Raw genomic sequence first — 25,325 nt, 5'->3', positions numbered from 1 at the left:
TTTTATACATAAGACTCCATCCCCAATACTCATAAATTCATTTAATTTCACTGAGCTTGCCCTCCTCCTGTAGCAACTCCTCCATTCCTTTATTTGCCTTTGGAAAGATCGTCTTGAAGGTCTCCACAAAACCTTCCTCATCTACCTTTCTCTCTTCAAGCACACCGTCGACGACCTCGTAGATCCTTAAACCTCCAGTTCTGCCGACCATTTTCTTAGCTACGAACATTGGTATCCACTCGCTATGGGTAGTTATAACCAGCCTCTTAGTGCTCTCTGTAGCTAACCTTTTTGCCACTTCAATTTGTGCGTCGACATGTAAGTTTATTTCAGGTTCCTCTATTATGACACTCTTAAGTATAGGGTTTCTCAGAGCTAACTCGACTGGTGTGAATTGGTATATTCCAGTAGACACTAAAGAAGGGTTAACCTCTCCCCTCCTTAGACACCCTAATTAAGGAGTCCTTGTTTACCTCCACTTCATGACCGAATAGCTCAAACTTGACGCCAGGAGTTATATATTTTAAGAAATCAGCGATTAAGGGTTTACTTAAGCTTGCGGAAACTGGGGGCAAAATTAGCTTATTCAGGTTAGGTAAATAAAACGCTGAGGCTATCCTTTCGGTGCTTAAATATGCCACAGGGTAATAAGAGGGATCCATAAGGAACTTCACTAAGAAATGGTACGCTAATGTGTTTTCAAGGCACTCCTTTACTTTTTCCCCAGTGATGACCACTATTTTACCCTCTGGACTGCTTGTGCTGCTATAGGGCTGAAGGCCAGTAGAGATCTTCACTACTGCGACGTCAAAGTTCTCTGTCTCATCTATTTTAGTTTCAACATCAACGTCGTCCCCGGCCAAGACAATCTTGATCTTATCGTTCTCTACGACGCCTTCATTATCTTGAAACCTTATTAAATCTTTAATGTTTACACCAAATACAGACTTTAACCCTTCCTTGGTTATTTTAGATATTATATCTTTGTTCTCTTCAATTAACTCCTTTAAACTCACTGGAACTTCTAGGGAGACCTCCTTGTTTCCCTCAATGGCCGGGGGTTCTAACTTGTACTTTAGCGGTCCAACTAACATAGTTGGCAGAGTTACGAGAAAGTACACTAAGGTTGAGATAAAAGTCTTACCAGTTGAGTTCCCACCAACTATTACAACTTTATCATGAAAGTCGATATTTGCCTCTCTAATGGGGCCGATGCTCTTGATCCCTATCTTCATAGAATATTTTAAGATTTAGAGATAAAAAGTTTGTTGTCTGTCAGCTGAAAGCCGTCAGTGACTTCCTTCTTATGGAAGTTCCCTTCATCTGTTAGTACATACATCTGAGGGGGAGTTGAAAGGGTCGAGACCATAAATGTTCATGATTGGAATAACATCATGGTCGTTTTCATAACTGCAATTAGCACAATGAAAATATCTATGTCTTACTCCCTCCATCTCACTACCGCAATTAGGACAATAAGTAGAGGAGTACGGGTGACATACACCTTTAGCCCCTGTTTTTAAGCTTACCATTCAATCCAGTACTGTATTAGATAGAGTTTATCAATCTCGGTTGGTAGCTTCTTAACTATCTTGGTAAGGTCCTCTATGAACGCATACGAGACGTTAAACGACTCAGCCATCTCTGCAATCCACTTACCTACCCCCAGCATGTTTTTAGCCCTCTCGTGAAAGTGTTTAGCCCAAGACCTGTCGTTCCCTTTCCACTCTTCTCATACCTCTGTAAGCCCTCAGCTAAGCTCTTGTAGTGATGAGCATCCTCTAAACGAGTTATCCTAACATACTGTTTATCGTCTTTACCTATGACTACATCAGCCACGTTAATATCAACTGCAGTCATTACAAAATTTCTTCCTCTTTCCTCCACTCCCCTATCTAGGCAGACATAGTTTACGGGGATCCTAAGTTCTTTTTGTACATTTAGCAATATCTCATCCTCTTCGGCGCTCCTCATTTTACTGCAGTCCTCAAACACGATATAGGCAGCTTCAACCTTTATCTCAATCCTCTGCTTAGACTCACGTATCTGGTCTAAAGCATGTATTAGTTTGCTCTCGTCTAACTTCTCCTTAATTCGCCTAGTACTTCGTCGTCTGTTGCTCAGTTGTCCTCTATTTTAAAACAATATATATCCTTGCCTTCTCATCATATCCCCTATTTCTCCATCTTCAGATATCTTTTTAGCCCTCTTTAAAATCTCGGTATCAATTCACAACGTTACCTTAGCCTCAATATACGTATAAAAATAGTCCTACCCATCTAACAACAGGAGGACTCGCGATTTAGGGCCGGGTAGAAGCTTTTTATAATGGAGAGAGATCCCTAGGCCTCTCTACTGCCCCCCATAGATGTAACTACGGACCGATGAAGGGAACCCCTAAGGGGAGGAAGTCAGCTTGTGTGTGCGAGAGTGTTTATAATGTGTGTACTATAGGTATACATATGACATTTGGGGAAGACTTCGGGAAGTTCCTCACGAAAGTTGACTGCGTGAGGATAGTGGACATTCTCCTTAACGAGAACAACGTGCAACTTTCAGAAATAGCGAAGATAATAGGGATAAGTAGGGGGGCAATATACCACTGGATATGGGAGATGGTGAAGGACATAGACGACGAAAATAAGGTCAAGTTATTGGACCTATTTTATGAAAAAGACAAGGTAAGGGCAATCTCATTTATCGAGGACTTGTTATACGAGTATATGGAGTTCCTTAATAAGGAGAAAAGAAGGGTTACAGGGTACTAGGGGACACCTGAACTAAAGGTAGAGGAAGTCTAGACGGGGAACAATGTGACGACTGTACAAGTAGGTGTACGGGGCTATGCAGTTAAGGTCTATTAATAGGTTGACCGTAAGGTTCTCTTACCCTTACATACTGGACTTGAGAGATATCATTGGTACGGTACAGAGCAAGGGCTATAGACTTTCACTCCAAAACTTACCCACCCCTGGCCCAGGGTCTGTCCTGATAGGCAATTTCACGGGGGTCAAGGACAATGTAGTCCTAGAGTTTAACAACAGTTCAGGAGTCATGAGCTTCTCAGCCCCTTCTCTGGACCACGTCGTTAAAGCAGTCGACGACTTCAAGGAGATAACTAAAGAGTTTAGACTAGGGGAAATCGACTTCGTCGAGCATAGTTCAGAGACCTTGTTGAGGGGCAGACTGAAGCTGGACTGTAAGGTACTCGGTAAGGAGTTAAGCGGTTTTGATGTGACCGACGAGAACTCGTCGATAAGGGTGCTCCCGTACCCCGCGTTAAAGGACGCTTACGTCTTGATCGTCACGTACAAATATAGGAGGATTGAGGAGACGGGGAGGTTTTTGGGAGAGGTCAAGGGAGTGATAGGGTCACTCAAAAGTCTCATGGCCCAAAACGTCTGACGGGGCTGACGGTAAATGAGACCGTCGTCCTAGTTCTCTGGCCTGCTCCACGCTCTATGGGGCAGGTCCTCCTTACAAAGTAGGGGAAGCCTCGCGTGGAGTGGAGGAAGTCAGAGGTCTTCTTGACCCTCTTAAGGACTAACGAACCTAACGTCGAGGGGTTCTTGATAAAACTCAGCTGAAAACGGGCGCATGGCTAAATAAACCAATGGATTGTCTTTTAGTCTTCTCCACACGATATGAGCCTTGAGAAGTTGTTCAAAAGGTTAAGATCCAACTGAAGCTCCCAAGGGAGTTATTTGTCGCAATGTCATTCTCAATACCCTAAGTTTCATCAACAATAGATGTACTACTGGATAAAGTGGAGAAGGCTAACCATGACTGAACGAGAGAAAGCTCATATTATTTAGGTTCAAAAACATGAAATTAGAGCAGCTCTCTATATTTTTACATTCCTGTTTTAACTCTTCTCTGTGAAAAATATCGCATGGGTCTCCTACCCTACCGTTTTTCTTAATATTTTCTAGTAATTGTTGTACTTCTAATCTCGTACTTTTAAAGTAAATAAGTATATTAAATTAATCATCTAAAGTTAAATTATAGTCCTTATAAATTGTAGCCCATAGAGAATAGCCCTTAGAATATCCTATTCTTTCTCTTATCGAACACGGTGTAAAACGTCTATTAACAGTGCACCGGAAACACTCGAAAAGTTTAATGTTAATTCCTTATCTTAAACAAGATAGTCCTATTTTTATATAACAAGTAAGTTGATGTAAATTCAATTAGACCTTCTTTTATGAGGTCATCTACTAAGCTCCATTGTGGATGTTGTAAAGAATGGATGAGTTCATGGAGTAAATTCTGGACGCATACCATCCTCTCTTTAATTACGTAGATTTTATTGTCCTTATATACCGCCTTAGTGGAGTCTACCTCGGTGCAATCTAGTATCTTACTGGATCATGCGTCTTTTGCTCTTATTAATTCAACCTGTACCTTTATGTCACTGGTACTAACCCCTAGGATGGATATAAACTGCCTCACTGTTTCGTTGTATATGTTTTTTCTTATTCTATCTGATAAGCTATCACTGTTCAATTCCTCAGCTATTTTGCAGTTCGTCAAATATTTTCACCAGTCTATCAATCATTCCCTTGCCTTAGTTCCTTATAATTTTCCATAGTTTTTCTTTGCGTAGTCTGTCCAGGTGGAATGAATTGGACATATACAAAGTAATAGCGGGAAGGGAAGTCAAAGGAACTGTCTATTCGTCTGCACTTTTAACGTCCTTAGTACTCAGTTGGCGTACTGTGTAGACCTTGTGTTTTATACCACTTTCATCGCGTACTAAAATTCTAATGTTATCAGCCTCATTTAGCACAGTATTTCGCAGGCCCTCAACGTTCTCTGTCCCTAAAGCGTTTAAGGCTTGTAGAACGTCGTTTACAAACCCCTCGTAGATGAACTTTATATCGAAAAACATTTCAGAGATAACATATTCTGGTCCTAAAATCTTAACGGCTTCCCTTAGAATTTTCTCTCTCGCTTCTCTACCAAGGCTCTTATAGGGCGTTCCAGTACTCATCCCCATCTCTCGCAATAGTTTAACTTTTGAAAGTTCTCTCCTTTCGGCCATCTCGTCTATAAGAGATTCAAATAACCCTGGCGATAAGTAAATAGCGTAATAGTATAAAGTATCAAGTTCATCTTTTACTCCCAGGTTGGGCAAACTTGGGCCAGACATCGTTTTCCACGTGTTGTATCTTCCAAAAAGGAAGATAAAAACTTTCTCCATGACTTTAAATAGTTTATAAAAATTCAGTAATTACTATCTGATAAAAGAACGACAGACCTCAAGATTTCAATTTTAAAGAAATTGTAGAACGGTCCTTTAGGGTTTTCGCGTGTGGACAACAATTTCATCCACCCCCAATTTTATTCCAACTTATGCTTAGATAGAGTAAATTATATTGAAGAATAGTTTTAGCTACCTCGTTATTGTGCTCCTCGTTGAGTTCAATGTGAAGTCCGTGCTTGCTAGTCTTCGACCCTGAATATTTGCTAAGCTCCTCCTGCCAAAGATTCAACCCCGTGTTTAGACCAAGAGAATTCCTTGTAGCCTTATCGTGTAACCTTATCCCTCCAATTCTCGAGCTTAATTTTACATCACATAGATGTGAAATCTACTCTTAAGGCGTAAAGAATACAACTAGCCTATATATAAGTAGTAATCACCATTAACCCTCATCAACGAGCAAATAATCACCATGCTTAACATCAAGCTCATAATTAACATTAGCCAACTTGTGAAAAGCAAGGTAGTGTGAGGTAATAAAGTCCTTTAGAGTAGCAAGTAAGACGTCAAGGCTAATCTCGTCCAAGGAATGAAACCTAGGCTTAAAAGGGTAGAGATAATTTGGGAAATCAAACCTATTCTAGGCCTCACTCTAAAAATGCTTTTCCACAACAAAGAAAATTCAATTTATATCAACCAAATTGTTATCCACACACGAAAAAGGGCTACAAGGGTTGGGATCGGAATCTAAGGTACCTTCAGATTCCCGTTTGTCCTTCCTTTATCAATTGAAATTCAAGGTCAAATCTGACTTCCTCCCCTTAGGGGGTTCCCCCTCATCGATTCGGAGCTACATCTCTCATGTGGGGGCAGTCGAGAGGCTAAGAGAACCATGAATGTTCATGACAAAGGAGGACAAGTCTCGCCCTTTAGGACTAGAAGGAGGTCAGATCCCCCTCCTGTAATGATCAGCTGAAGCTCCTCGTTGTCTTTAAGTCGAAAGAGGGGAGTCTCATGAGAAGAAGGTTTTAAAGCTCAAACTCTAGAAAAGTTAATAGACTTTATGGGTGAGACTTTATGGGTAAGATGGTGATCACGCAGGATCTTCCGGTCGAGGTGACCTTCAACAGTTCTAACTCCAATACTACTTTTACCTCTGACAACGCGGTTGAGGTTCCGTCTATTTCATATTCCCAATATAGGTATGCGAAAGTAGAGGAGTACGGTAAGGCGGGCTTGGCTGTAGAGTTCAGTGGTGAGTATTACACTGTGGAGTCCCACGATGCTCTAGTGTTAATCTATAGAGATAGGCAAGGGAAAATTTGTACTATCGATATAGAATTTGAGGACGACTCAGATGAGCCGAAACCTTAAGCCCTCTTATGAAGTTAGGGTGATAAAACCTTTAGTAGCGCGAATAAGTGTTAATGACGAAATAGTTTTCATCAGGCTCTTTCTCATCCCTACATACGTGAAAATCCAAGAGGATGGCTATAACGTTAGCGTAATGGGCGTGTTAGCTGTAGAGTCGGATAAGTCCAAGATGGGGCCTCAGTGTAACATGATGGGGTCTTCAAATCCTGTAGTACCGAGTGACATAGAGGTCCTTGACGAGGGTGTAGTGATAATACAGGCTGATAACAAGGAGGTAACAGTTAAACCAAAGATAACTAGCGTGTTGGTATACCCAGAGCTCAGAGACAATCTGGGATATCCCTGTGTGAGAGTCTCATGGATTCACTTGACGAATGTGAAATAATTTGTAAATTTGTTAGTTCTTCGGATAAAAGAGATCATCTAGAGGGCAGAAGGTTAGTGGATTTAAGACGATTGTTAAAAAAATATGGACAGAGCATAGAACCTGTCTGCTCATTACTCAACAGGGTCTGTCAGAGGCCTGAAGAGTTCTCTTGCTTTCAATGCCAAACTGGAGATCATTGGGAGTGTATAGAGGGGTGTACATATAGTATTAGGAGGACCTACTGTTTTCAATTAATCGACGACCACGTCCTCGTCATTGTAGCTGAAGTTAAGGGGGCAGACGTTACTATAATAACCTTTTTTCCTATTCGCGACGAAAGAGATAAGGAAAAGAAGTGTATGGGGCAGACCCTCAGCAAAAACTTGGAGTAAAGACAGGAGTGACCCCAAGACGCTCCGGTATTGATTAGACATGGGAACGGTAAGTCTGTCCAAGGGGGTTCGACTTACTCCAACAAAAGAGCCGTGGTGAGCAGTTTCAGTAAGGGAATTAAGTTTGTATAACTCCACACTAATATTTTTACATAATGCCGTATGTGGGCATGTATCCCGAAAGGCTTGCATAGCCCGAGATGTGCGGGTTTCCCCACTTAGGTGGTATTCCATCTAGGTGGGTAGGGGTTACCCCTTGGGGCGGAGGATGAAGGAAGACCCGCTCGACCCCCGTGACAAGGGTTGAGGATTGAGATCGAGTATGAGATCCTATGAAACCCAAACCCCATAAGTACTCACCACTAACCCTCAGAACCTTAGTCCCGTCAACGGGCGAATAGTCCCGTCCTTAACACCGGTCTTGACCCGTTAACATTAGCGAACACGATAACACTAGGGGAAGGTTGTGTGGGGGAACGAGTCCTCAAACTTGACAAGTAAGACGTCATGGTAATACAACCACGTCCATGGATGAGACCTATGCTTAAAAGGGTGAGATAGTCTGGGTGAGGGAAATCAGACCCGTTCACCTTCTCGCCCAGTAAATAGCCCTAAAAATACTTTTCCAGATTAAGAAAATTCAATCTATATCAAAACAACTAAACCCTCATCTCGTCTGCCAGAGTAGATCACATTCTCTTCATCAGACCACTGAAAATAGAGAGGAGTTGTGTCATATAACGTTGTACACCTAAGTTAGCGCAGAAAGGAGCTGACTTGTAGATATGCTAGTAATACTTTGGGACTTCACTCTTAGCGTATCGTCTGTTACTAATACAAGATCTTGCGCATAGCGATTAATAAATAAGACGCGTCATAGACCGTTAAACCCTCCTTTGTGGGTAGGTCAAACGCCTCTTCCTCTAGGCCCTTCATTGTTCAGAGGTATTACCTCCATCACCTTTCTTTACTCTAATATACTTTGACAAATCCTTACTGATTACCTTTAGCTCTGAGTATTCCTTCGGTGTAGCACTAATAGCCTTAGGGCTAGGTCCAACGTCCCTCCATCAGCTAAGAGTGTAACAGAACCCCTTTTCATCAGGTTCATGATGGGACTTGCGTCAAATAGGTACTTACTCGCGGGTAATCCCTACCTTCACGTATTAATCTAGAGGTCCCCCCGTCAGATATTTCCACTGTGCCTAACTCTTCGAGTCCCCCCTAACTCCTCTACCCTCTTACTCACCTCCCCAGGGCTTCACTGGTCATTGGACCGGGGTTTATGCCACTTATCCATTGTCTTTCAACTCACGTGGTTTTTGCAGACACTGTTACATATTTTTTATTTTCACTAGTTTGTTACTTAAAGTAGACATAAGGTTTACCCACGGTCTTATGCCCTGAGTCCTTACCATTAATCTTTACAACTGGCTGAGTATTTCTGTCATGAAAGTATAAATTGTGGTTGTAGTCCCATTTCAAAAATGCGTACTTGAGCGTTAAGCTTACTACCTCTGTTACTCTCATGACTAGCCTCGTTGACGAGTTCATGACCTCGTTTACTGGGTGGTACGGTCCCTTGATGTGACGTTATAACCATCGCTGATCATGAGGGGCATTGTATTTTTATAGCTCTTTTGATATTTTTACGTATCTACTGTAAACTCCCTTGTGTTCATGAAAGAAAACCTCACCTTTCAAGGCGGGGTAAGACTTTAAACTCTTTTTCCCTGCGTTCTCACGTGGCACTCCTTCTGGTCAACTCCTCGATGAGGAGCCGATCTTTCCCAATGCCAGAGCGTCCGTACCGTAGGCGTTGGAATTTTCCCTAGGGGGCACAACAGAGGAAATTGAGGTAGCTGATGCCTCCGCAAGCCTTACAATGAGGTCAACTACGAGAGGAGACAGTCCTTCCAACGAAAGGAAGTGGACTTCGTAGGTACTTGGGACAGATTCTACCAGAAGTACAAGGAGGTCCTAGGCTCAGCTAACGCACAGGCAGTCACAGGAGGACAACGAGGCTTGTTCTCTTTCTTCTCCTGGAGGATAAGGACAGTCTACCGCAATTCGTCATGTCTCACCACCGGGGTATTGAAAAGAAGGGAAGAGGAAGTTAACCCTAGTAGCTGGCAAGACCCTTATGGTTGACGAGGAAAGGCACGTCCTCGATGGGCTGGGAGATGTAAATATCATTTGCAGGGAGGCTGAGGCGGTCTGCACAAGGTAGGCTAGAGGAACACATTGACAAGTCCTACGCTTACCACGTGGACGTAGGTAGGGTCACGGTAAAGAAGTCCGGTAAGCCCATGAAGCTCATCATCCACGGTGAGATGGATAAGATTCAAGTAGCTTTACCGAAAGGGAATAAGGTAGGGTTTACTGACTTGGTATAAACATGTTAGCAACTGTTGCCGTAGACGAGAGTACCGTGCCGTTCTACCGTGGTTCAACAGTCAAGAGCGACTTCTATTTCCAAAAGAAGGTCGCAGAGTTAGACAGGTTAAAGGTGGAGGCAGAGGAAGTCGAGACTGAAGCTAGGGAGGAAGTGTTAAAGGAAAGGGAGGGACTACTTGAGAGACTATACCGTAGGCTCCTTCACTACTAAGGGACTCCACCTATCTAAGTCGTTGTAGGGTTAGGAGTCTCAACTGTTTCCTTGGTTACCTTTACTTCATCTCTCAGGGCAAGGGTGACAAGTTTACTGTGAATATGTGGTCTTACCGTAAGTTGATTGAGGTGATCATGTGTAAGCTCTACGAGTATGGTATAGTGTTCCTAGTTGTCAGTATAATACTTCAAGGATCTGTTCTTTCCACGACGTCGTTGAGAGGAAGCCTATGGGAGTTGTTAACTGCCCTTTACGCCATAAGCTCCAAAGCGACGTTAACGGTGCTTTAAACATAACGAATTGGGAATAAAGAAAATTATAAGTGTGTTAAGGAAGCCCCTCTCCTTCCGTCTCTTCAAACGGAGTAACTCCCACAAAGGGGAGTAACGCCTTAGACCTCGGTCGAACCCTTTAGGGCGGGGGTCAGTTAATTAAAGCCTTCATGGACTTGGGGGCTGGTTGAACACCTCTTTCAACTTAGCTGGTGAACCGCTGATTGAGACCCCTCAAGATGCGGTTACGAGTTTTGCATTAGGAGGTTTCTCTGCTACCCCTTTGTTGACGTCTATCACGTTATTAATGCGGTTTATCCTCAAGTTCTCTCTTATCAGCTCCACCCGCTTCTTGTCAACCTCTACAGCAACTATCTCCTTTGCCCCAGCCAATGAAATGGGAGAGTCATCTATTGATCCCCTAACGTCTAAGACCCATTCTTACGTAATCACTAAATGATTCCCCACGGTAGCCATATTTCCACTCTTTTAACTCTCCTACCTCTGTAGTTAAAGACAAGAATATCCGCATTTAAGTGTATTACCTAAAGCCCTGTAAAAAGTACTAACTCTTTAGGATCTAACGTTATGCGTTGTCCATTATTTAAAAGGCAATTAATTTTCGTTCTCTCCACAAATATTGAGAACATTACATCATACCAGTTTTTATAGGTCATTCTATACTGCTTGGTTAGCTCTAGAAATCTTTTGGACGGTGGTATATTCATCCTCACAGTATAAAACGTATATTTGGACTTAAAAACGCTGATAAGATGGTCTAAAAAGAGCTTTTAAGTAACAAAGTAAGGGGCTTGAACCTTGGTTATTAATATTCTTAACATTTTTGGTGGCTTTAGCAATTTAAGGGGATGAGTATCGTGAGCAAGAAGGTTTCCCTTAGAGAATGACTCCTCACCATCTCCATGAAAATATTAGACTATCTAGAGAAAGACAGAAATATTTATTATTGCATTGTCTTTAATAAAGCGACTATGATCGTCATTGGTTTTAATTGGCCTATAGAACATGACAATGCTGTTGCAATCATTGAGGACGGCAGGTTAACATTTGTATCGGAGGAGGAGAGGTGGACAAGACACAAACACTCAATACTTGAACCTCCACTAAACGCATTAAAACAGGCATTTCTCTTTCTCAAAAAGAAAGGGGTAAAACCCAAAGATGTAGATGCCTATGCGGTAAATTATGACCCTTCAATATTTTATTATATAGATAGGTTATGGAGTTATTTGTCTGCATTAAAAAAGATTCCTGACATTGATCACACCTTTACCCGCAGAGACTATCCGAAATCTTTACTATATGCTATAATTAAAAGAGGAAACCATTTATCCTTCGCTGAAAGGTTAATTAGGACAGCAATAAGAGAGATAGGAGAGGAAGTCCCGTTCAACATTAAGATCTATCCAGTTAGACACCATTTAACTCACGCTGCCTCAGCGTACTATTTCTCAGGTTACGATTCATCGGTTGTATTAACAATAGATGGTTCAGGGGAATACGAGTCCACAGTTGTTTGGAGAGTTAAAAATGGGGAATTCGAACCCGTCTTATCTCTTTATACATCTTTTGGTTCATTAGGGATGCTGTATGAGTTTATTTCATCAAGGCTAAACTTCGGTTGGCTAGAAGGTCCCGGTAAAGTGATGGGCCTCGCGCCTTACGGCAAACTGAGTGAGTATTACGATAAGTTAAGGAAATACGTAAAGTTATATGACTCTGAGGTTAAAGACTATCCTTACTTGATCACCATAGACAATAAAATAATAAAAACCAAAAAAGGGAGTATATTCGATAGGATTTATCATGGTATAGCTCAAGAAGTAGTAGGTGATAAGATAAACTGGAACCCCAAGGGTGAGCTAGACGAGAGGGCTGTAAACATAGCTTGGGCTGTACAGAAGGTCACAGAGGAGGCTGTACTGGCTACAGGAAAATGGATAAAGGACCACGTAAGCGGAGATAAGATAGTCTTGGCTGGGGGAGTTGCACTAAACGCTAAGTCAAACATGGAGCTACATTACAGCCATCTATTCAACGATATGTTCATCTTCCCTGCGGCAAACGACGCAGGAGGACCACTTGGTGCTGCAGCCTACGTTTACGAACACGTACTTGGAGGGAAGATGAAGAGGGAGAGGCTAAGGCACGTGTACTTTGGCCCAGAATACGACGATGAGGTCATCAAGAAAGTCGTGCAGAACAGCAAGTTCAAGGCTGAGTACGTTGGGGAAGACGTTAATGTATTAGCTGAAATGGTAGCTAAAGGCCAAATAGTTACCTGGTACCAGGGGAGGGCAGAGCTCGGTCCTAGGGCTTTGGGAAACAGGTCGATCATAGCTGACCCCACCAGAAAAGAATACTGGCGTCTAGTAAACGACATAAAGGGTAGGGAGTGGTGGAGGCCTCTAGCACCCTCTTTGCTAGATGAAGAGAAGGGGAACTACTTCTATGACCCCACGTCCCACGAGTTTATGATCTTGATGCATAGGTATAAGGACGAGGAGACGTGCAAGAGGGTCCCAGTGACTTGCCACGTCGACATGACAGCTAGGCCCCAGACTGTAACTAGGGATGCGAACAAGACCTGGTATGATTTAATTAAAGCCTTCATGGACTTGAAGGGTGAGGGGGTGGTCATGAACACCTCTTTCAACTTAGCTGGTGAACCACTAGTTGAGACCCCTCAAGATGCGATTAGGAGTTTTGCATTAGGAGGTTTTGATGCAATGTACATGCAGGGCTGGGTGATATATAAGAGGTAACAGGAGAAAAGAGTTTTAATTAATTATCAATCCTATCTCACCTTAAATGCGTAAATCAGTTTATACTCCTCGTGAGATACTGAAGGGATAGATGCTCTTCTCCCTTTTAAGAAAACTCTAGTAGCATGAAAGTTAGTTTTTATCTCCGCGTCAAGAAGGCTGGGGAGGTGGAGTATGGAGTTCTTTACCGCGTTCTTCAGAAGGTCTCTGTAAGTTATCTCCCTCACTTCAAAGCCTATCTCCCTTAAGTAACGTGGAATGAACTCAACGTTCTCCATTCCGTGGAGCTCCATAACTATCTCCCTGGCGTTTTTAACAACGTCGCTCTTTATAGCATATTTTTCAGCTCCCTCTATATCCATCTTTATTACGTCAGCGTGAGAGGCTAGAGAGTCTAAAGGTTTAACCTCGACTTCTATGCCTTCTCCAGATAAAGACGATGCGACACCGTTTAACCTAAATTTCATCCTTCCTTCAATGTCGCCAACTGCAAAGGGCAATACTTCAATGTTACTTACGTTGTTCAGTTCTAAGTTCCTCTTCAGGAATTCTAAGTAGCTAGGGTTTGGCTCTATCGCTATAACCCTTTTAGCCTTTCTTGAAGCTAGAATTGTGAAGTCCCCTATTGAGGCACCAATGTCTAAAACTACATCATCCCTTCTTATCTTTAAAAATGAGTACTCTCCCACAATAAATGTCGCATAATAAATAAACGCTTCCTCTCTGTGGACAAGTAACTTTAAGTCGCCATACTTGAGTAAGATTTCCATATGTGAATCATACATTTAAGATCTTTAATTTTATGATCCGTATCACTCATCATAACATTCCAACGTTCTCCAGCTCCTCCCTTATCTTCCTAGCGTGGTTATCCCATGAGAGCTCGTGTGCTAAGGTCTTCAGCTCCTCCCTCATCCCGTCCAGCGTGTCTGGGCTCTTAAACAGATAGTTTATCTTTTCCGCTGCCTCCTCGTAGCCTTTTACGTTAACGTGGATTGAAATGAGCTCTACTTGTGACATAAGTTACCTCACGCTCAATACAGCGACACCAAAAAAGTCCCCACCAGTATGGGCTCTTGGCTTGTTTCCGATATAAATGAAGTAATGTCAGACGGGAAGAAATGGTCTACTTTGACGCTACTGGAGGGTCGACAAAAGTACCCCACTGTGAATATCCAGCTTGGGCGAAGACACTAGATAAGGTGAAAGAGCTCATTTAGCTAAACTGGCCTGCGTCACTCTCTCCACGCGTGTAAAAACCCCAGTGTATTGTAGAGGGCGTATTCGTTCATGACTTTATACCCATTTCTCCTCAGTTGGTAGACTAAGTCATTGTATGTGTAATCCCACTCTATTAGTAGTTCCGGTATTTCCTTGACGTACTTGATTAACGCCCTCTCGCACCCGTCACAATCAATTTTAGCGACATCAAATGGCCCGTAATCCTTAACTAGCGTGAAATAACTTACCTGGTTTTCGGTGTCCGACGTCCCTACTCCTTTATCGATGACCATTACGTTGTTTATGCCGTTTATCCTCAAGTTCTCTCTCATCAGCTCCACCCGCTTCTTGTCAACCTCTACAGCAACTATCTCCTTTGCCCCAGCCAATGAAAAATAAATGGGAGAGTCACCTATTGATGCTCCAACGTCTAAGACCCTCTTATCGTTAACGTTCAGTCTTACGTAATCACTAAATGAGTCCCCAGGGTAGCCATATTTCCACCCTTTTATAATCATTCTCCTACCCTTATAGTTAAAGATGAGAGTATCGATGTCTAGGCTTATTACGTTAAGTCCTGCCAGAAGCACCGCCTCTTTAGGATCTAATGTTATACGTTGTCCATTGTTTAAAACACAACTGATTTGTGCTCTATTAATAAAGATTGAGAACATTACATCATACCAGTTTCTATAGGTTATTCTATACTGCCTAATTAGCTCTAGAAATCTTTTGGGCGGTGGTATATTCATTCTCACAGTATAAAACGTGTATTAAGACTTAAAAATCCTAGGGGTATAGCGGATTTTAAGACCTCTTAACCATGATACTATGGGAAAAATTAAGCGATCCGTGGAATTTGATAGAATTCTTAGATTTTATTTGTTAAATCCAAAACAAGATATTATAAACACCCTCTATAGGGTTCAGTCTCTGCTCTAAAAGGCTTATATTAATTATAGTTTCTCGTTACTTCTAATCTCCTCATAAGCAGTCCAAGATTAAGTCAAGATTGACGTTATAAATTACTTACTTTATACTACTCCTAAGTCTACGTATAGAAGGATTCAAGAGATATGCATATACATCAGACGTATTTATATAATCCTTATGAAGTATAATAAGATTAAGGATCCAATAGAGGAATTTTACGCTAGCCAGAACGCTAAGCTCTCAGAACTCACTGAGCACTATAAGAGAAGATTAGACTTAACATATTAGACCTTAAGGAGATACGTATCGGAACCGGTTTCAGTGTTAGAAATAGACTGTAGTACTGGGAAAAATTTACTTTTTATTAAGGAGAACTTTAAGCTATCTGAGTTAATATCTACAGAAATTTCTGAAGAAACCATTCGGAAAGCAAACTCAAGTGGGATAAGAGGAATTAAAGCAGACGTTAACAAGGATAAAATTCCAATATAATCTGATAGCGCCGACATAGTTATCATGGAAGAGGTAATAGAGCACCTTTATGACTTTGACTCCGTTTTAAGCGAGATATGTAGGGTTCTGAAAAGGGACAGGGTGCTGATCCTTAGTACGCAAATTTAGCGTCATTGGGTAAACAGATTAGTGTTGCTTTTAGGTTATCAGCCGTTTTCCCACGATTTGTCTTTCACAAGAGGTTTCGGGAGGTTTAAGTTTCAGGACCAGACAAACGGACACATTAAGTCGTTCACTCTTAAGGCAATGTTAGAATACCTTGATTACTTCGGGTTTAGGATCATCGAAGTTAAAGGGATTGAAGGTGATGGTACTGTAGGTGCCATCAAAAGGATAGATAGACTAATTTCTAATGTTTTCCCTAGCCTTGCTTCTCATATGTTCATTATTGCTAGAAAAGCTCTTCACTGACTCTTTATAATAAACCAGCCCTCTCCAACTCTTGCTTTATTTTCTTGGCATGGTTGTCCCAAGACAGCTCCCTCGATAAGCTGGCTAACTCATCTCTCATTCTGATTAGCTTATCTGGGCTCTCAAATAAGTAGTTTATCTTCTCTGCAGCCTCCTCATAGTCCTTAACTACGTAACCGTTGACGTCGTTCACGATAAGCTCTTTAGAGCCTAAGCCCTCATTTACGATAGGGATCAAACCATTACATATCCCCTCTATGATCCCCATTCCTTGACCTAACTCGTCGAAGCCGAAACGTAAGACAATAGAGGCCATGTCGTAAAGTTCCTGGAGCTTTTCCTCGCTTAACCTCCATGTCACTACCACCTCAGGGTACTCCTTTTTGAACTTCTCCATCTCCTCCTTTACAGCCCAAGAGCCTGTCATGACGACTTCCCACTCTTCAACCTTTTGTCTATCTCGTCGTACCACTCTGGAAACCTTCCCTTATCTCACATTGACACTGTTCAGCCAACACCAGCGTCTGTCAAGGTTACCTTGTCTTCCATGCCGGCTAGCTTAACATTCTGCAATGAGACGTTATACAAAGGGGGCAAGGGCTCAGATCCTACAACTTTCTTCGCTCGTTTCACTGCAAAGTACATTGTGAATCTTCTATGTTACTACTTACATTTATAATTTCCCTACCCATAACACCTGCTTTGTACTACTGTATGACCGTTTCAAATAAAGGTAACTCGTCTGTTTTCAAGAACTTTATGTTGAACTTTGGATAAATATCAATAGTCGTCTTTCCTAATCTACCCACCAACGGTGAGTATCATATATTCGTATAAGTTTATGTCTATTTTGTAAAATATCTATTTTATCAGATTAATAATAAACTTAGCTATTTTGAATGTGAAATTTATGTGAAATAAAACGATCTGGATCTAACCACACTAAATTGACCAATGACATGATGCAATCGATGCTACAAATCCCAGAGCTACTGATCCTAAGTTTGACATGAATTTCCTGCTAACTTTTCTCACTCGCCGAATCATGCCAAACTAGTTTTTGTATACTCCCTGATAAACGCGAACTCTGGTAAGAGTGAGCATTGCTTGATGAAATAATCCCAATAATAATTAACTCATGTGCTCAGCTAAAACTTTCATCAAATACTTTAGTTAAGACTTCGAAGTTTATGCGACATAGGCATGAAATTTTAGGGAAGAGAACGCTTAAAGTTCTAACTGAATTTAGTATAAGCTATGCCTTGCCGACTTGCGCTAAACTTACGCTGGACGATACTTTTTCTCAACTAATAGTTTACGCGATTAAATAGTAAATCTAGTGCTTAGAATTAGCTTGTACTAACCCATATCGTATCTGTAAAATCATTAATCTAATACATTACAAAAATTTTAAGACATTTTAAAGATGAATTGATGAATATATTTATCTTACGAATTTTCTACTAAAACTCATTATAACAAATAATTAAAATTAAATGTAGATAAAGTCGTTTCAAATAAGCTTATATTAGATAGAGACTTAAATTTGATTCGATGAAAATACTGATATTACTGAGGATCCTTTGGACAGCCGGTGCTCAGCGTATAGCCATTAACGAATATAAAACGCTTAAGGAGTTGGGTCATGAAGTTAAAATCGTATTTCTAAGAAACTCTAAGACGAAAGGTTATGAAGAGCTCTTAAAGGGTGTTGATTATACTGTTATTCGCAACGGTTCTGGTTTACTGACACCTTTCTTTTTCCTTGCTACGAAGTTATTTGCTCCTGATAGAGGTTCAGAGAGTGTAGTAGACTTAGATCTTATTAGAATGGTTCCAAAGATTGTAAAAAAGGAAGGAGCAGACTATCTTATATGTCATGATCAATGGGCTGGTCTCGGTTGTTACTACGCGAAACGGGAATTAGGGATCCCATACTCTGTTTTCATTCACGAAAAGCTTTCTAATTATAATATACCGATCCTAGGAAAATTAGCAAATAATTTAGAAAAAGACGCCTTGTACAATGCTGATAAAGTTCTAGCTGTAACAGAGAAAGTCGCTAATTCAGTTAAAGAAAAATATAGTTTAAATGTGGAAGTGAATTATCCAGGTATGGAACTCCTAGATTGTGAGCCTCTTTCGAGAAGGGAGAATATAATTTTGTCCGTGAGCTTTTGGGATAGTGGAAGGAAGCCTGAACTTTACCTGAATATTGCAGAGAGATTTGAGAAATACAAGTTAGTATTAGCGGGTAATTGGAGGATTTCAAGTTTAAAGCAGGATATTATTAACGAAATAAAACGGCGTGGCCTCACAGATAGAGTATTCTTGAGAGATAATTTAAAAGAAAGTGAACTCGCCGAGCTTTATCGTAAGAGTAAGTTTTTCTTAAGATTTGGATTCGGAGAATATGGTCTTGCAACGGGCGTAATTGAGGCATTAGGGCACTGCTTACCTGTGATAATTAATGACCAACTAGGCACCGCTTATATGGTTAGGGAGAATAATATTGGTAAAGTATTATCTAATATTGATGCAGATGAGATCAAGGCTTTTGTGGAAAATATGAAAGAGAATGAATACACCGAACTTCAGAGCAACATTAGAGAAGTAATTCTTAAATATAGCTGGGAGTCCCATGTTAAGAAACTTCTTCCCTAAATATGGACTATACGAAAACTCTTGTACTTCTTGTATGCAAGGAAGACCTAGCCACTTATTTAATACCTAGTTTCATGAACCACGTGCAAAAATAGTTTACCATTCTATTTAGTCACCATTAACCAGCTAGTAAAATGATTTGCCTTAGTGTTGGTAATTATAGCATTTTTCTTCTTTAATGAACGGGAGGAAGTTAAAAATAGATCTTTCAAGAGTTTTAGATGAGAGACATCAAGTACCTTAAATCAGTTTCTCTCAGTTTTCATCTCAACAGTTAACTCTAAGGTTAAGATATTGGTCATCTAAAAAATTCAAATCAAAATAATATATATTACTCTTGGGTAAAATGACAAGTAGTCTCAATAATGTATTCCATAGAGATTCCGGTAATTCACGGTAAGTATTTAAGGGAGGTCTTTGAGAGCTTAAGACAGCAGACGTTTCAAGACTATGAAGTTATAGTAGTGAACTCCGGAAGCGACGAAATTTCCGACGTTATTAAGGAGTACGGGTTTAAGGAAATCAAGGAGAGGGTAAAGCTCTTAAAGGCTAGGCACTTGGCTCACGTAAATTCAAGGGGCGATAGAGCTCTTCTGTTAGACGAGACTAGAGTTTTGAGGAGAGACGCCCTAGAGATGACAGATAAGGATAGAAGCGATATGATAATAGTTGGAGAAAGGGAAGTTGGCGACTCCTTCTGGATAAAATTGGCTCAGCTAGACAAGGACAACATAATGTATTGTAACGAACCTAACTCTATAAAGGGATTCGCTCTGCCTAGATTAATTTCTTCACCCCTTCTCTCAAAGACCTTTGAAATCCTAAGGAGAGATCTAGGGGAGAAGTTCGACCAATTGATTTTTCCTGACCACGAACTGATATACTATGTGGCATCTTCACTGTCAAATAGCGTAAACGTAATTAGGGAAGAGTTGATCTATCATTATGGTGATAGGACGCTTTTAGAGATAGTTAAAAAGTACTACAGATACGGGAAGAGCACCAAAGTATTAAAGAGTACCAAGTACGAGTATTTTCTGAACATCTCAAGAAAAAAGAGAAAGATATGCAAGGAAAGTAAGCTATTGATTTATTTACTTTATATAGTAAGGGGGAGCTCATTCTTAATAGGAAGAATGTTATGGGATTTGAGTATATTCACTGACTGATACAATAAATTTTATATAGTCATTATTAAATGAGAATTTTTTAATTTCCTAATTATTATCTGGATTTTTGCATAAGCTTTATGTTAACACTAGAGAATAACTTACGCGATAGTGCTTAAATATCCCGATAATTGTTAATAACGTAATGATTAGGAGTCTGCAGGAGAGATCAATGCTTTTAACCAGAAAAAGCATTCCCTATGAATATTTTGTCCTACTAGGGTATATCATTCTTCAGACCGTTATTTGGTTAAAATTAAATGCATGGTACTGGGGGGATCAAAACTTCGCTCTGGCTCCAGATTTCTCGACGACAATATACCGCAACTACATTTTTTATGGTCTTGATAATTATCCTTTTCTTGCAGGGCCCACACTAGCTATACCGCAACTATGGTATTATGGCCTTATATTGCTAACTTATCAACTACCCTTTCCCTTTTCTCAATACGTACTAGTAATTTTTATCTTCTACATAGGGGCATCATATATTTTAAAAATAATAAAAAATATTATAGTAGGATCTAGCAATTTTGAAGAGAATGCATTCCGTAGAGTAATATTTACTCTCGTGATTGGAGTAGCCTATATGACTAACTGGGACGTGTATTACAGTAATGGACCTGGATTGTATGAGCAATTATTCGTATACTGCTTAATGCCTCCACTTATGTATTATATTATAAAACTACTAAAGAACGAGGAAGTCTTAAGGAAATTATCATATCTCGGAGTTATAATTTTATTATCCAGTGTAATTGGAGGAATCGCGACCACTTATTTAATAGGTGAGACATTTGGTCTTATAATTCTGTTAACCATAGGCTACTATTTTTTGTATAGAAATAAAATTAATATAATATTTACAGTAGCCGTACCTATCCTCTTTTTACTTAGCAACGTGTATTGGATCAACATATCCTTACCTGTCATAATCTCTACGGTTAATCAACAATCTTTTTTAAAGGTATCTTATCAATTTTTCGTAGGGAATGCTAGACCTTGGGTTTACGTATTTTTAGGACTTTATAGCTATTCTAGTAAATATATCATAAATATGATTATCCTCGTTATCTTGATCTCGATACCTTTTCTCCTAATGAATATTAAAGGCCAAGATGGAAAAAGACACTTAATCCCATGGGCTATCCTATATTTTATAGTTTCTACATTTTACGCAGGCATTGATTCACCATTTGGCAGTGTTTACAATTATCTTTTCTTAAATGTTCCTTATTTTGTAGAATTTAGAACATTGACTGTGGCCTTTGGTTGGATTCAAGGGTTAATATTCTCAGTATTGATACCAGTTAGTATAATAACTCTGTCAAGTTATATAAAAAGAGCTCATCTCAAAGAAGTATTACTACTCGTATTTTTGTCATTGATATTATTATCGAGCTATCAAATTGTGGAGGGAACCGTATGGTCTACGATAACTGTTCCTCATTATTTTACGAAGACTATTACTTATCTCAATTCTATAGAAGGAAACTTTAACGTTTTAGCAATTCCTGAGACTCACTTATGGATGTATACTAAATGGTATACTGGTGTAAATCTCTTGGTCTGGGGCTCAAATAAGCCAGTCTTTGAAGGAGGCGGATATGATTATGCAAATCCTGAACTTAATGAAATATACCATGAATTGTCTAACTATCTTTATAGTTATAATAGATCAGCTGAACTACCCTTATACAACCTTCTATACTTGACCAATATAAGATATATTGTTTTGCAGGGAGATGCACTAAATTATAATATAACAAACTATATTCACACTCTTCAGCAGTATCAAAAAGATGGTCTTTTAAGACTAGTTGCAAATTTCTCTCCATATTACATATATGAAGTGAACAATATGAATTCCTCGCTATTTCTAGGGACTAACTATAACCTTTCTAACCTAAATGTATATACACAAAACGTATCTGAACTCCTTAAACCTATCTCCTACAAGGAAATAAATCCTTCGATTTATGAGTTAGCTAACGTAAAATATAGATATATAGTTCTCACTTACGCATATAACCCTAGTTGGATAGCGGATAATATGACGTCTCACCTCCAATTTCTCTATGCTAACGCTTTTGAAACAAAATCTAATTACATTAAAATCACTAACTCAGCCTACTACTACCAGCTTGAGGGGTATGTGTTATTGGCAACAACATTGCTTATAGCCGTGATCATGATACTAATCCCAATACTTGCAAGAGCAATAAAAAGACTCCTCACCATATAAATATTTGAAGCCTAGGTCAGAGAAGGATATCTCTCCATATATTTATCATATATACTTTAGCTCATTACCGTCTAAAATTCCATCAATATAACCTTGAAGAACTGCTTTTATACACTTCTCACACTTAAGTTTTGTAGCAATGTAGAGATAATAACCAAGATACGCTGACGTGGATAAGTAAAAGGTTAACTTTTGTAAGTCCTCATCTAGATCTTTGTGAAAAACTATCTTAGACCTTATCGCATAGTAGAGTCTCATTCTATTATATCTCTTAATACCTTCTGATATCGGAACGTCATGATATACTCTCGCAGATCCTAGTGTTACATTTCTATAACCTAGCTTCTTGATTTTGTAGTGTAGATATCCGTCCTCACCGTTCCAGGGGATTCTTTTCCAGGGGATCAGACCAGCTTTGTTTATCGCTTCTCTCCTTATAGCATAACTGTTAGCGAAAATATCTGCCTCTATGACTTTTACCTCAAGTTCTTTACAAGGTCTCCCCGAAAACAGTGGTATTGTTCTCCTTGTAAACTTAGATAGTATGGCACCTGCATACATAATTTTGTCAGGGTAGGTGTACCAACATGTAACTGGCGCCACAACACCTACATCTTCGTGGTTATCTAAGAATTCAACTAGCTTTTCAATTGTTGTCCCTTCAACAACGTTATCATCATCAATGAAGAAGATATATTCTCCTTTACTAGCTTCTATTGCGTCATTTCTAGATTTAGCAACTAAAGTAGGCTTTTCATGCCTAATGTACCTTACATCGGGGAATTCCTCTCTTATCATCTTATCAGTTCCATCGCTTGACGCATCATCTACAATTATAACCTCAAAATCCCTAAAATTAGATTCTTCCAGAGAGAGAAGTAGCTTTTTCAACTTTTCTTTTCTATTATATGTCGGTATTGCAACTGTAACTTTCATCTCAATCCTAACCCTGATTACGTTGCAAGTGATAATAAAGGTTTAATATTTCCTTTTCTTAGTAACGGTAAAGAATACGAAGGACAGATTGACTATTATAATAACTGCCCATCAAAGAAAAAAGTTCATCTTAGACGCTATAGATTCACTTCTAAGATCCTCGGAGCCACCGGACGAGATAACAGTGGTTAAGGATTATTAAGATGATCGAATAGATAAGAAGATTAAAGAAATTGGAGGTACTGGAATAGTAGAATCCTCTCCCTCCTTAGGTTTTAAGCACCTCAAGGGAATTATACATGCAAACGATGATGTAATTTCCTTTCTAGAAGATGACGATCTATTTCTACGAGAGAAGCCGGAAATCCCTAGAGAAGTTTTTTCTAGGAACGACATGGATTTCTTCCATAACGGATTTTCACTTATAGACGAAGAAGGAAGAGATATAACGCCGAGGAAGAGAGTAACCCGTAGTATAAACTATTTCAGTAGAGATAAATATTTAAAATACAAATATTTAAAATACATTTTAAAAAATTTCCACCCTGACATGTATAATAGCTGTACAGCAATATCTAAGAGACTAGCCCTTGATTGTATCAGCGTTTTGGAGTGCGCGGGCATCAACGTAGAAATATATTGGTTTCCCTGCGCCTTGGAGAAGGCTAGAGTTATAACCGTGACTAACGATTTACTAGTGCTTTATAGAATCCATAACGATTCTGCTTTAAAAACCATGATTACTCACAGTGATAAGGGTACTGAATTAATGTTAGCGTATATAAATTCGTATAGGGAGCTGATGACGTATTTTACAAAAACAAGTTTTAAATTTGCTTAAGTAATATAAATCGCTTCATGTTGCTTACCTCAATCTTTTCCATAGATATAGAGGTGAAAAGTGGTGGCGAACACTAGTAGATCTTCTCATTAACACGTTTAAGCCATACAGTACGCATAGGAGATACTTGTTACTTCTTTTCCTCTCTATAATGACTGATTATCTTAGAGAAGGATATGGTAGAGATCTATACCATAACCTAATGAAAACACCCATATTTTAATCCACTAATTATAACCATAAACAATTTGAGTATACTAATGAATCTATAGCCCTAACCTTAACTTCAAAATTAGTAAAGTGTTATAAATCGATATATAATTCCATCCAAAAGGACAACTCGGCTTTCAATGTCTTGTTCCATAGAGTTAGACATTTTATTCATTATACTTCACTGTTTATATGACTTTAACATTATTCAGACGGAAATTCATCTTATATTGGCTGGATAGACTACTAAACGTGCACTTAAAGAAGGATTTGAAATTATAATTCATTTAGCAGAGCTAAAAATTTTACAGAGATGGATGAGATTGTTGTTCACACATGTTACAGCTATACTGACTATAAGTGAGATCAGAATAGACACAAGTAAACTTTTTATACATAACTATTTTTGATCTCAAACTCTGACCATAACATATTATTTCCTTCATCCAGTTCACCACTTAATCCATACTTAAAAGATCTCATAACCAAAATTAGATTCTTCCTAAAACGTAATACTTCACAAAGCAAAAGTATATTCCCTATGACTATTCTAGGATTTGATAACAAAAAGCGAAATTTATATTCCATATAAAATAAATATCGTTTCTAAGCACAAGGGAATAACGTAGAAAATTTGAGTAATATAGATAATATTAGTATTTTTCTTTATCTGGTTCAGAACGGTGTAGTAAGCGCAAGGCTAAGTATAATGTTTTACCACATTTCGAAGAGAGCTCTTTTCTCCTTTCTCCCGGAGAATGATCTATATTTCCATCTTTATACACTAAGATCTTATGCCCTAAAATAGAAGCCCTATGACAAAACTCAGTGTCGAACCAATCTAAAAATAGAGGCTCAAGGAAGGGCCGAGATAGCCCATGGCTTGTCTCTACGATCATTCCGCCGTTAACTACAGCCTTAGTTATGAAAAAAATTGGTGGAGTCTAGTTTACCTTTAATTGAAGTGTTAGACAAATTGACGCTTAGAATTGGTGCCCTAATTCCTAGGATTTTTTCCGGCCTCTTTATATTCCTTGATCACCTTAGATGGCCTAAAGTTGTCTAAGATCTTACTATTTTAATCTAGGAGCATGACGTACTCAATCCCCATCTCTTTAGCCATCTTTACGGCGTAATTATACGCTCCACCTAGTGCGTAGTTCTTATCGAACTGTGT

General features: G+C 39.5%; 32 protein-coding genes. 17 read left to right on the top strand and 15 right to left on the bottom strand.

Features of this window, described 5'->3' with window-relative positions; all coding sequences use genetic code 11:
- Nucleotides 1-37: 37 nt before the first annotated feature.
- From GWK48_RS11600 to GWK48_RS11155, 5 genes are all read right to left on the bottom strand, one after another.
- On the bottom strand, nt 38-415 hold the full coding sequence (locus GWK48_RS11600) for an ATP-binding protein (RefSeq protein WP_246263830.1): 378 nt from the start codon (nt 413-415) through the stop codon (nt 38-40).
- A gap of 10 nt (nt 416-425) precedes the next feature.
- Nucleotides 426-1,235: a hypothetical protein gene (locus GWK48_RS11165; protein ID WP_246263829.1), complete on the bottom strand. Its 810-nt coding sequence runs from the start codon at nt 1,233-1,235 to the stop codon at nt 426-428.
- 84 nt (nt 1,236-1,319) lie between these two features.
- Nucleotides 1,320-1,532 carry a zinc ribbon domain-containing protein gene (locus GWK48_RS11860; RefSeq protein ID WP_425487481.1) on the bottom strand — a complete coding sequence of 71 codons (213 nt, stop codon included), beginning with the start codon at nt 1,530-1,532 and terminating at the stop codon, nt 1,320-1,322.
- Nucleotides 1,526-1,672 carry a hypothetical protein gene (locus GWK48_RS11590; RefSeq protein WP_246263828.1) on the bottom strand — a complete coding sequence of 49 codons (147 nt, stop codon included), beginning with the start codon at nt 1,670-1,672 and terminating at the stop codon, nt 1,526-1,528. The genes GWK48_RS11860 and GWK48_RS11590 overlap by 7 nt, the downstream gene beginning before the upstream one ends.
- The gene (locus GWK48_RS11155) at nt 1,660-1,974 is read right to left on the bottom strand and encodes a hypothetical protein (RefSeq protein ID WP_174632295.1); all 315 of its coding nucleotides are present in this window, start codon (nt 1,972-1,974) and stop codon (nt 1,660-1,662) included. The genes GWK48_RS11590 and GWK48_RS11155 overlap by 13 nt, the downstream gene beginning before the upstream one ends.
- A 488-nt stretch (nt 1,975-2,462) precedes the next feature.
- On the opposite strand from GWK48_RS11155, the gene GWK48_RS11150 reads away from it, so the two are divergent.
- Complete coding sequence (locus tag GWK48_RS11150; protein WP_174632293.1) at nt 2,463-2,768, top strand: helix-turn-helix domain-containing protein; 306 nt, start codon at nt 2,463-2,465, stop codon at nt 2,766-2,768.
- 76 nt (nt 2,769-2,844) lie between these two features.
- Nucleotides 2,845-3,405 (top strand): hypothetical protein, encoded by a 561-nt coding sequence (locus tag GWK48_RS11145; RefSeq protein ID WP_174632292.1) that lies wholly within the window; start codon nt 2,845-2,847, stop codon nt 3,403-3,405.
- A gap of 963 nt (nt 3,406-4,368) precedes the next feature.
- Here the strand turns inward: GWK48_RS11145 and GWK48_RS11140 are convergent.
- Both GWK48_RS11140 and GWK48_RS11135 read right to left on the bottom strand, forming a co-directional pair.
- Nucleotides 4,369-4,533, bottom strand: coding sequence for a hypothetical protein (locus GWK48_RS11140; RefSeq protein WP_174632290.1), 165 nt, complete (start codon nt 4,531-4,533; stop codon nt 4,369-4,371).
- A gap of 139 nt (nt 4,534-4,672) precedes the next feature.
- Nucleotides 4,673-5,203, bottom strand: a complete 531-nt coding sequence (locus tag GWK48_RS11135; RefSeq protein WP_174632288.1) for a hypothetical protein — start codon at nt 5,201-5,203, stop codon at nt 4,673-4,675.
- 1,077 nt (nt 5,204-6,280) lie between these two features.
- On the opposite strand from GWK48_RS11135, the gene GWK48_RS11130 reads away from it, so the two are divergent.
- The 3 genes from GWK48_RS11130 (at nt 6,281) to GWK48_RS11120 (ending at nt 7,336) form a co-directional block, all read left to right on the top strand.
- The gene (locus GWK48_RS11130; protein ID WP_174632286.1) at nt 6,281-6,577 is read left to right on the top strand and encodes a hypothetical protein; all 297 of its coding nucleotides are present in this window, start codon (nt 6,281-6,283) and stop codon (nt 6,575-6,577) included.
- 97 nt (nt 6,578-6,674) lie between these two features.
- Nucleotides 6,675-6,962 carry a hypothetical protein gene (locus GWK48_RS11125; protein WP_174632284.1) on the top strand — a complete coding sequence of 96 codons (288 nt, stop codon included), beginning with the start codon at nt 6,675-6,677 and terminating at the stop codon, nt 6,960-6,962.
- A complete protein-coding gene (locus GWK48_RS11120) occupies nt 6,935-7,336 on the top strand; it encodes a hypothetical protein (protein WP_174632282.1) in 402 nt (133 codons plus the stop codon). The genes GWK48_RS11125 and GWK48_RS11120 overlap by 28 nt, the downstream gene beginning before the upstream one ends.
- Nucleotides 7,337-8,698: 1,362 nt before the next feature.
- Here the strand turns inward: GWK48_RS11120 and GWK48_RS11115 are convergent.
- Nucleotides 8,699-8,890 (bottom strand): hypothetical protein, encoded by a 192-nt coding sequence (locus GWK48_RS11115; protein WP_217451757.1) that lies wholly within the window; start codon nt 8,888-8,890, stop codon nt 8,699-8,701.
- 207 nt (nt 8,891-9,097) lie between these two features.
- Nucleotides 9,098-9,256 (bottom strand): hypothetical protein, encoded by a 159-nt coding sequence (locus GWK48_RS11110; protein WP_174632278.1) that lies wholly within the window; start codon nt 9,254-9,256, stop codon nt 9,098-9,100.
- A gap of 9 nt (nt 9,257-9,265) precedes the next feature.
- Between GWK48_RS11110 and GWK48_RS11585 the strand changes: the two genes are divergently transcribed.
- The 4 genes from GWK48_RS11585 (at nt 9,266) to GWK48_RS11855 (ending at nt 10,237) form a co-directional block, all read left to right on the top strand.
- The gene (locus GWK48_RS11585) at nt 9,266-9,487 is read left to right on the top strand and encodes a hypothetical protein (RefSeq protein ID WP_246263827.1); all 222 of its coding nucleotides are present in this window, start codon (nt 9,266-9,268) and stop codon (nt 9,485-9,487) included.
- A gap of 116 nt (nt 9,488-9,603) precedes the next feature.
- Nucleotides 9,604-9,732 (top strand): hypothetical protein, encoded by a 129-nt coding sequence (locus GWK48_RS11745; protein WP_281359977.1) that lies wholly within the window; start codon nt 9,604-9,606, stop codon nt 9,730-9,732.
- 2 nt (nt 9,733-9,734) lie between these two features.
- A complete protein-coding gene (locus tag GWK48_RS11580) occupies nt 9,735-9,944 on the top strand; it encodes a hypothetical protein (protein WP_246263826.1) in 210 nt (69 codons plus the stop codon).
- 137 nt (nt 9,945-10,081) lie between these two features.
- Nucleotides 10,082-10,237, top strand: a complete 156-nt coding sequence (locus GWK48_RS11855; RefSeq protein ID WP_425487480.1) for a hypothetical protein — start codon at nt 10,082-10,084, stop codon at nt 10,235-10,237.
- 216 nt (nt 10,238-10,453) lie between these two features.
- On the opposite strand, the gene GWK48_RS11100 is transcribed toward GWK48_RS11855, so the two are convergent.
- Nucleotides 10,454-10,612, bottom strand: coding sequence for a hypothetical protein (locus GWK48_RS11100; protein ID WP_174632276.1), 159 nt, complete (start codon nt 10,610-10,612; stop codon nt 10,454-10,456).
- 599 nt (nt 10,613-11,211) lie between these two features.
- On the opposite strand from GWK48_RS11100, the gene GWK48_RS11095 reads away from it, so the two are divergent.
- The gene (locus GWK48_RS11095; RefSeq protein WP_174632274.1) at nt 11,212-13,005 is read left to right on the top strand and encodes a carbamoyltransferase family protein; all 1,794 of its coding nucleotides are present in this window, start codon (nt 11,212-11,214) and stop codon (nt 13,003-13,005) included.
- A gap of 32 nt (nt 13,006-13,037) precedes the next feature.
- Here the strand turns inward: GWK48_RS11095 and GWK48_RS11090 are convergent, their stop codons facing one another.
- From GWK48_RS11090 to GWK48_RS11080, 3 genes are all read right to left on the bottom strand, one after another.
- Nucleotides 13,038-13,775, bottom strand: a complete 738-nt coding sequence (locus GWK48_RS11090) for an FkbM family methyltransferase (protein WP_174632273.1) — start codon at nt 13,773-13,775, stop codon at nt 13,038-13,040.
- 49 nt (nt 13,776-13,824) lie between these two features.
- On the bottom strand, nt 13,825-14,025 hold the full coding sequence (locus GWK48_RS11085) for a hypothetical protein (RefSeq protein WP_174632271.1): 201 nt from the start codon (nt 14,023-14,025) through the stop codon (nt 13,825-13,827).
- A gap of 215 nt (nt 14,026-14,240) precedes the next feature.
- Entirely contained in the window at nt 14,241-14,978 is a 738-nt protein-coding gene (locus GWK48_RS11080; RefSeq protein WP_174632784.1) for an FkbM family methyltransferase, read from the bottom strand.
- 502 nt (nt 14,979-15,480) lie between these two features.
- On the opposite strand from GWK48_RS11080, the gene GWK48_RS11570 reads away from it, so the two are divergent.
- Genes GWK48_RS11570 through GWK48_RS11565 form a run of 3 tightly spaced genes read left to right on the top strand, consistent with a single transcriptional unit; the run spans nt 15,481 to nt 16,083 of the window.
- Nucleotides 15,481-15,651 carry a hypothetical protein gene (locus tag GWK48_RS11570; protein WP_246263825.1) on the top strand — a complete coding sequence of 57 codons (171 nt, stop codon included), beginning with the start codon at nt 15,481-15,483 and terminating at the stop codon, nt 15,649-15,651.
- Between the two features lie 15 nt (nt 15,652-15,666).
- Nucleotides 15,667-15,780 (top strand): methyltransferase domain-containing protein, encoded by a 114-nt coding sequence (locus tag GWK48_RS11740; protein WP_281360026.1) that lies wholly within the window; start codon nt 15,667-15,669, stop codon nt 15,778-15,780.
- A 57-nt stretch (nt 15,781-15,837) separates the two neighbouring features.
- Nucleotides 15,838-16,083: a hypothetical protein gene (locus GWK48_RS11565; protein ID WP_246263824.1), complete on the top strand. Its 246-nt coding sequence runs from the start codon at nt 15,838-15,840 to the stop codon at nt 16,081-16,083.
- Nucleotides 16,084-16,087: 4 nt separating this feature from the next.
- Here the strand turns inward: GWK48_RS11565 and GWK48_RS11070 are convergent, their stop codons facing one another.
- Nucleotides 16,088-16,555, bottom strand: coding sequence for a glycosyltransferase (locus GWK48_RS11070; protein ID WP_174632269.1), 468 nt, complete (start codon nt 16,553-16,555; stop codon nt 16,088-16,090).
- A 1,082-nt stretch (nt 16,556-17,637) separates the two neighbouring features.
- On the opposite strand from GWK48_RS11070, the gene GWK48_RS11065 reads away from it, so the two are divergent.
- The 3 genes from GWK48_RS11065 (at nt 17,638) to GWK48_RS11055 (ending at nt 22,161) form a co-directional block, all read left to right on the top strand.
- Nucleotides 17,638-18,747: a glycosyltransferase family 4 protein gene (locus GWK48_RS11065; protein WP_174632267.1), complete on the top strand. Its 1,110-nt coding sequence runs from the start codon at nt 17,638-17,640 to the stop codon at nt 18,745-18,747.
- Between the two features lie 365 nt (nt 18,748-19,112).
- Nucleotides 19,113-19,916: a glycosyltransferase family A protein gene (locus GWK48_RS11060; protein ID WP_174632265.1), complete on the top strand. Its 804-nt coding sequence runs from the start codon at nt 19,113-19,115 to the stop codon at nt 19,914-19,916.
- Nucleotides 19,917-20,061: 145 nt separating this feature from the next.
- Nucleotides 20,062-22,161, top strand: coding sequence for a hypothetical protein (locus GWK48_RS11055; protein ID WP_174632263.1), 2,100 nt, complete (start codon nt 20,062-20,064; stop codon nt 22,159-22,161).
- Between the two features lie 45 nt (nt 22,162-22,206).
- Here the strand turns inward: GWK48_RS11055 and GWK48_RS11050 are convergent, their stop codons facing one another.
- Complete coding sequence (locus GWK48_RS11050; RefSeq protein WP_174632261.1) at nt 22,207-23,097, bottom strand: glycosyltransferase family 2 protein; 891 nt, start codon at nt 23,095-23,097, stop codon at nt 22,207-22,209.
- Nucleotides 23,098-23,491: 394 nt separating this feature from the next.
- Here GWK48_RS11050 and GWK48_RS11045 point away from each other — a divergent pair, with 394 nt between their 5' ends.
- A complete protein-coding gene (locus GWK48_RS11045; protein ID WP_174632259.1) occupies nt 23,492-23,938 on the top strand; it encodes a hypothetical protein in 447 nt (148 codons plus the stop codon).
- Nucleotides 23,939-25,325: the final 1,387 nt, after the last annotated feature.

The organism is Metallosphaera tengchongensis, from assembly GCF_013343295.1.
In the GTDB taxonomy this organism is placed as follows: Archaea; Thermoproteota; Thermoprotei_A; order Sulfolobales; family Sulfolobaceae; genus Metallosphaera; species Metallosphaera tengchongensis.
This window is presented reverse-complemented; position numbering and strand designations above follow the sequence as displayed.

Bases quoted from the DNA above. Each gene is read 5' to 3' on its own strand.
- GWK48_RS11045 (WP_174632259.1), top strand. From the start codon at position 23,492: ATGGATTTCTTCCATAACGGATTTTCACTTATAGACGAAGAAGGAAGA.
- GWK48_RS11130 (WP_174632286.1), top strand. From the start codon at position 6,281: ATGGGTAAGATGGTGATCACGCAGGATCTTCCGGTCGAGGTGACCTTC.
- GWK48_RS11090 (WP_174632273.1), bottom strand. From the start codon at position 13,775: ATGGAAATCTTACTCAAGTATGGCGACTTAAAGTTACTTGTCCACAGA.
- GWK48_RS11855 (WP_425487480.1), top strand. From the start codon at position 10,082: ATGTGTAAGCTCTACGAGTATGGTATAGTGTTCCTAGTTGTCAGTATA.
- GWK48_RS11580 (WP_246263826.1), top strand. From the start codon at position 9,735: ATGTTAGCAACTGTTGCCGTAGACGAGAGTACCGTGCCGTTCTACCGT.
- GWK48_RS11165 (WP_246263829.1), bottom strand. From the start codon at position 1,235: ATGAAGATAGGGATCAAGAGCATCGGCCCCATTAGAGAGGCAAATATC.
- GWK48_RS11145 (WP_174632292.1), top strand. From the start codon at position 2,845: ATGCAGTTAAGGTCTATTAATAGGTTGACCGTAAGGTTCTCTTACCCT.
- GWK48_RS11080 (WP_174632784.1), bottom strand. From the start codon at position 14,978: ATGAATATACCACCGCCCAAAAGATTTCTAGAGCTAATTAGGCAGTAT.
- GWK48_RS11055 (WP_174632263.1), top strand. From the start codon at position 20,062: ATGATTAGGAGTCTGCAGGAGAGATCAATGCTTTTAACCAGAAAAAGC.
- GWK48_RS11050 (WP_174632261.1), bottom strand. From the start codon at position 23,097: ATGAAAGTTACAGTTGCAATACCGACATATAATAGAAAAGAAAAGTTG.
- GWK48_RS11085 (WP_174632271.1), bottom strand. From the start codon at position 14,025: ATGTCACAAGTAGAGCTCATTTCAATCCACGTTAACGTAAAAGGCTAC.
- GWK48_RS11590 (WP_246263828.1), bottom strand. From the start codon at position 1,672: ATGCTGGGGGTAGGTAAGTGGATTGCAGAGATGGCTGAGTCGTTTAAC.
- GWK48_RS11135 (WP_174632288.1), bottom strand. From the start codon at position 5,203: ATGGAGAAAGTTTTTATCTTCCTTTTTGGAAGATACAACACGTGGAAA.
- GWK48_RS11860 (WP_425487481.1), bottom strand. From the start codon at position 1,532: ATGGTAAGCTTAAAAACAGGGGCTAAAGGTGTATGTCACCCGTACTCC.
- GWK48_RS11065 (WP_174632267.1), top strand. From the start codon at position 17,638: ATGAAAATACTGATATTACTGAGGATCCTTTGGACAGCCGGTGCTCAG.
- GWK48_RS11115 (WP_217451757.1), bottom strand. From the start codon at position 8,890: ATGAACTCGTCAACGAGGCTAGTCATGAGAGTAACAGAGGTAGTAAGC.
- GWK48_RS11150 (WP_174632293.1), top strand. From the start codon at position 2,463: ATGACATTTGGGGAAGACTTCGGGAAGTTCCTCACGAAAGTTGACTGC.
- GWK48_RS11155 (WP_174632295.1), bottom strand. From the start codon at position 1,974: ATGAGGAGCGCCGAAGAGGATGAGATATTGCTAAATGTACAAAAAGAA.
- GWK48_RS11095 (WP_174632274.1), top strand. From the start codon at position 11,212: ATGATCGTCATTGGTTTTAATTGGCCTATAGAACATGACAATGCTGTT.
- GWK48_RS11120 (WP_174632282.1), top strand. From the start codon at position 6,935: ATGGATTCACTTGACGAATGTGAAATAATTTGTAAATTTGTTAGTTCT.
- GWK48_RS11060 (WP_174632265.1), top strand. From the start codon at position 19,113: ATGTATTCCATAGAGATTCCGGTAATTCACGGTAAGTATTTAAGGGAG.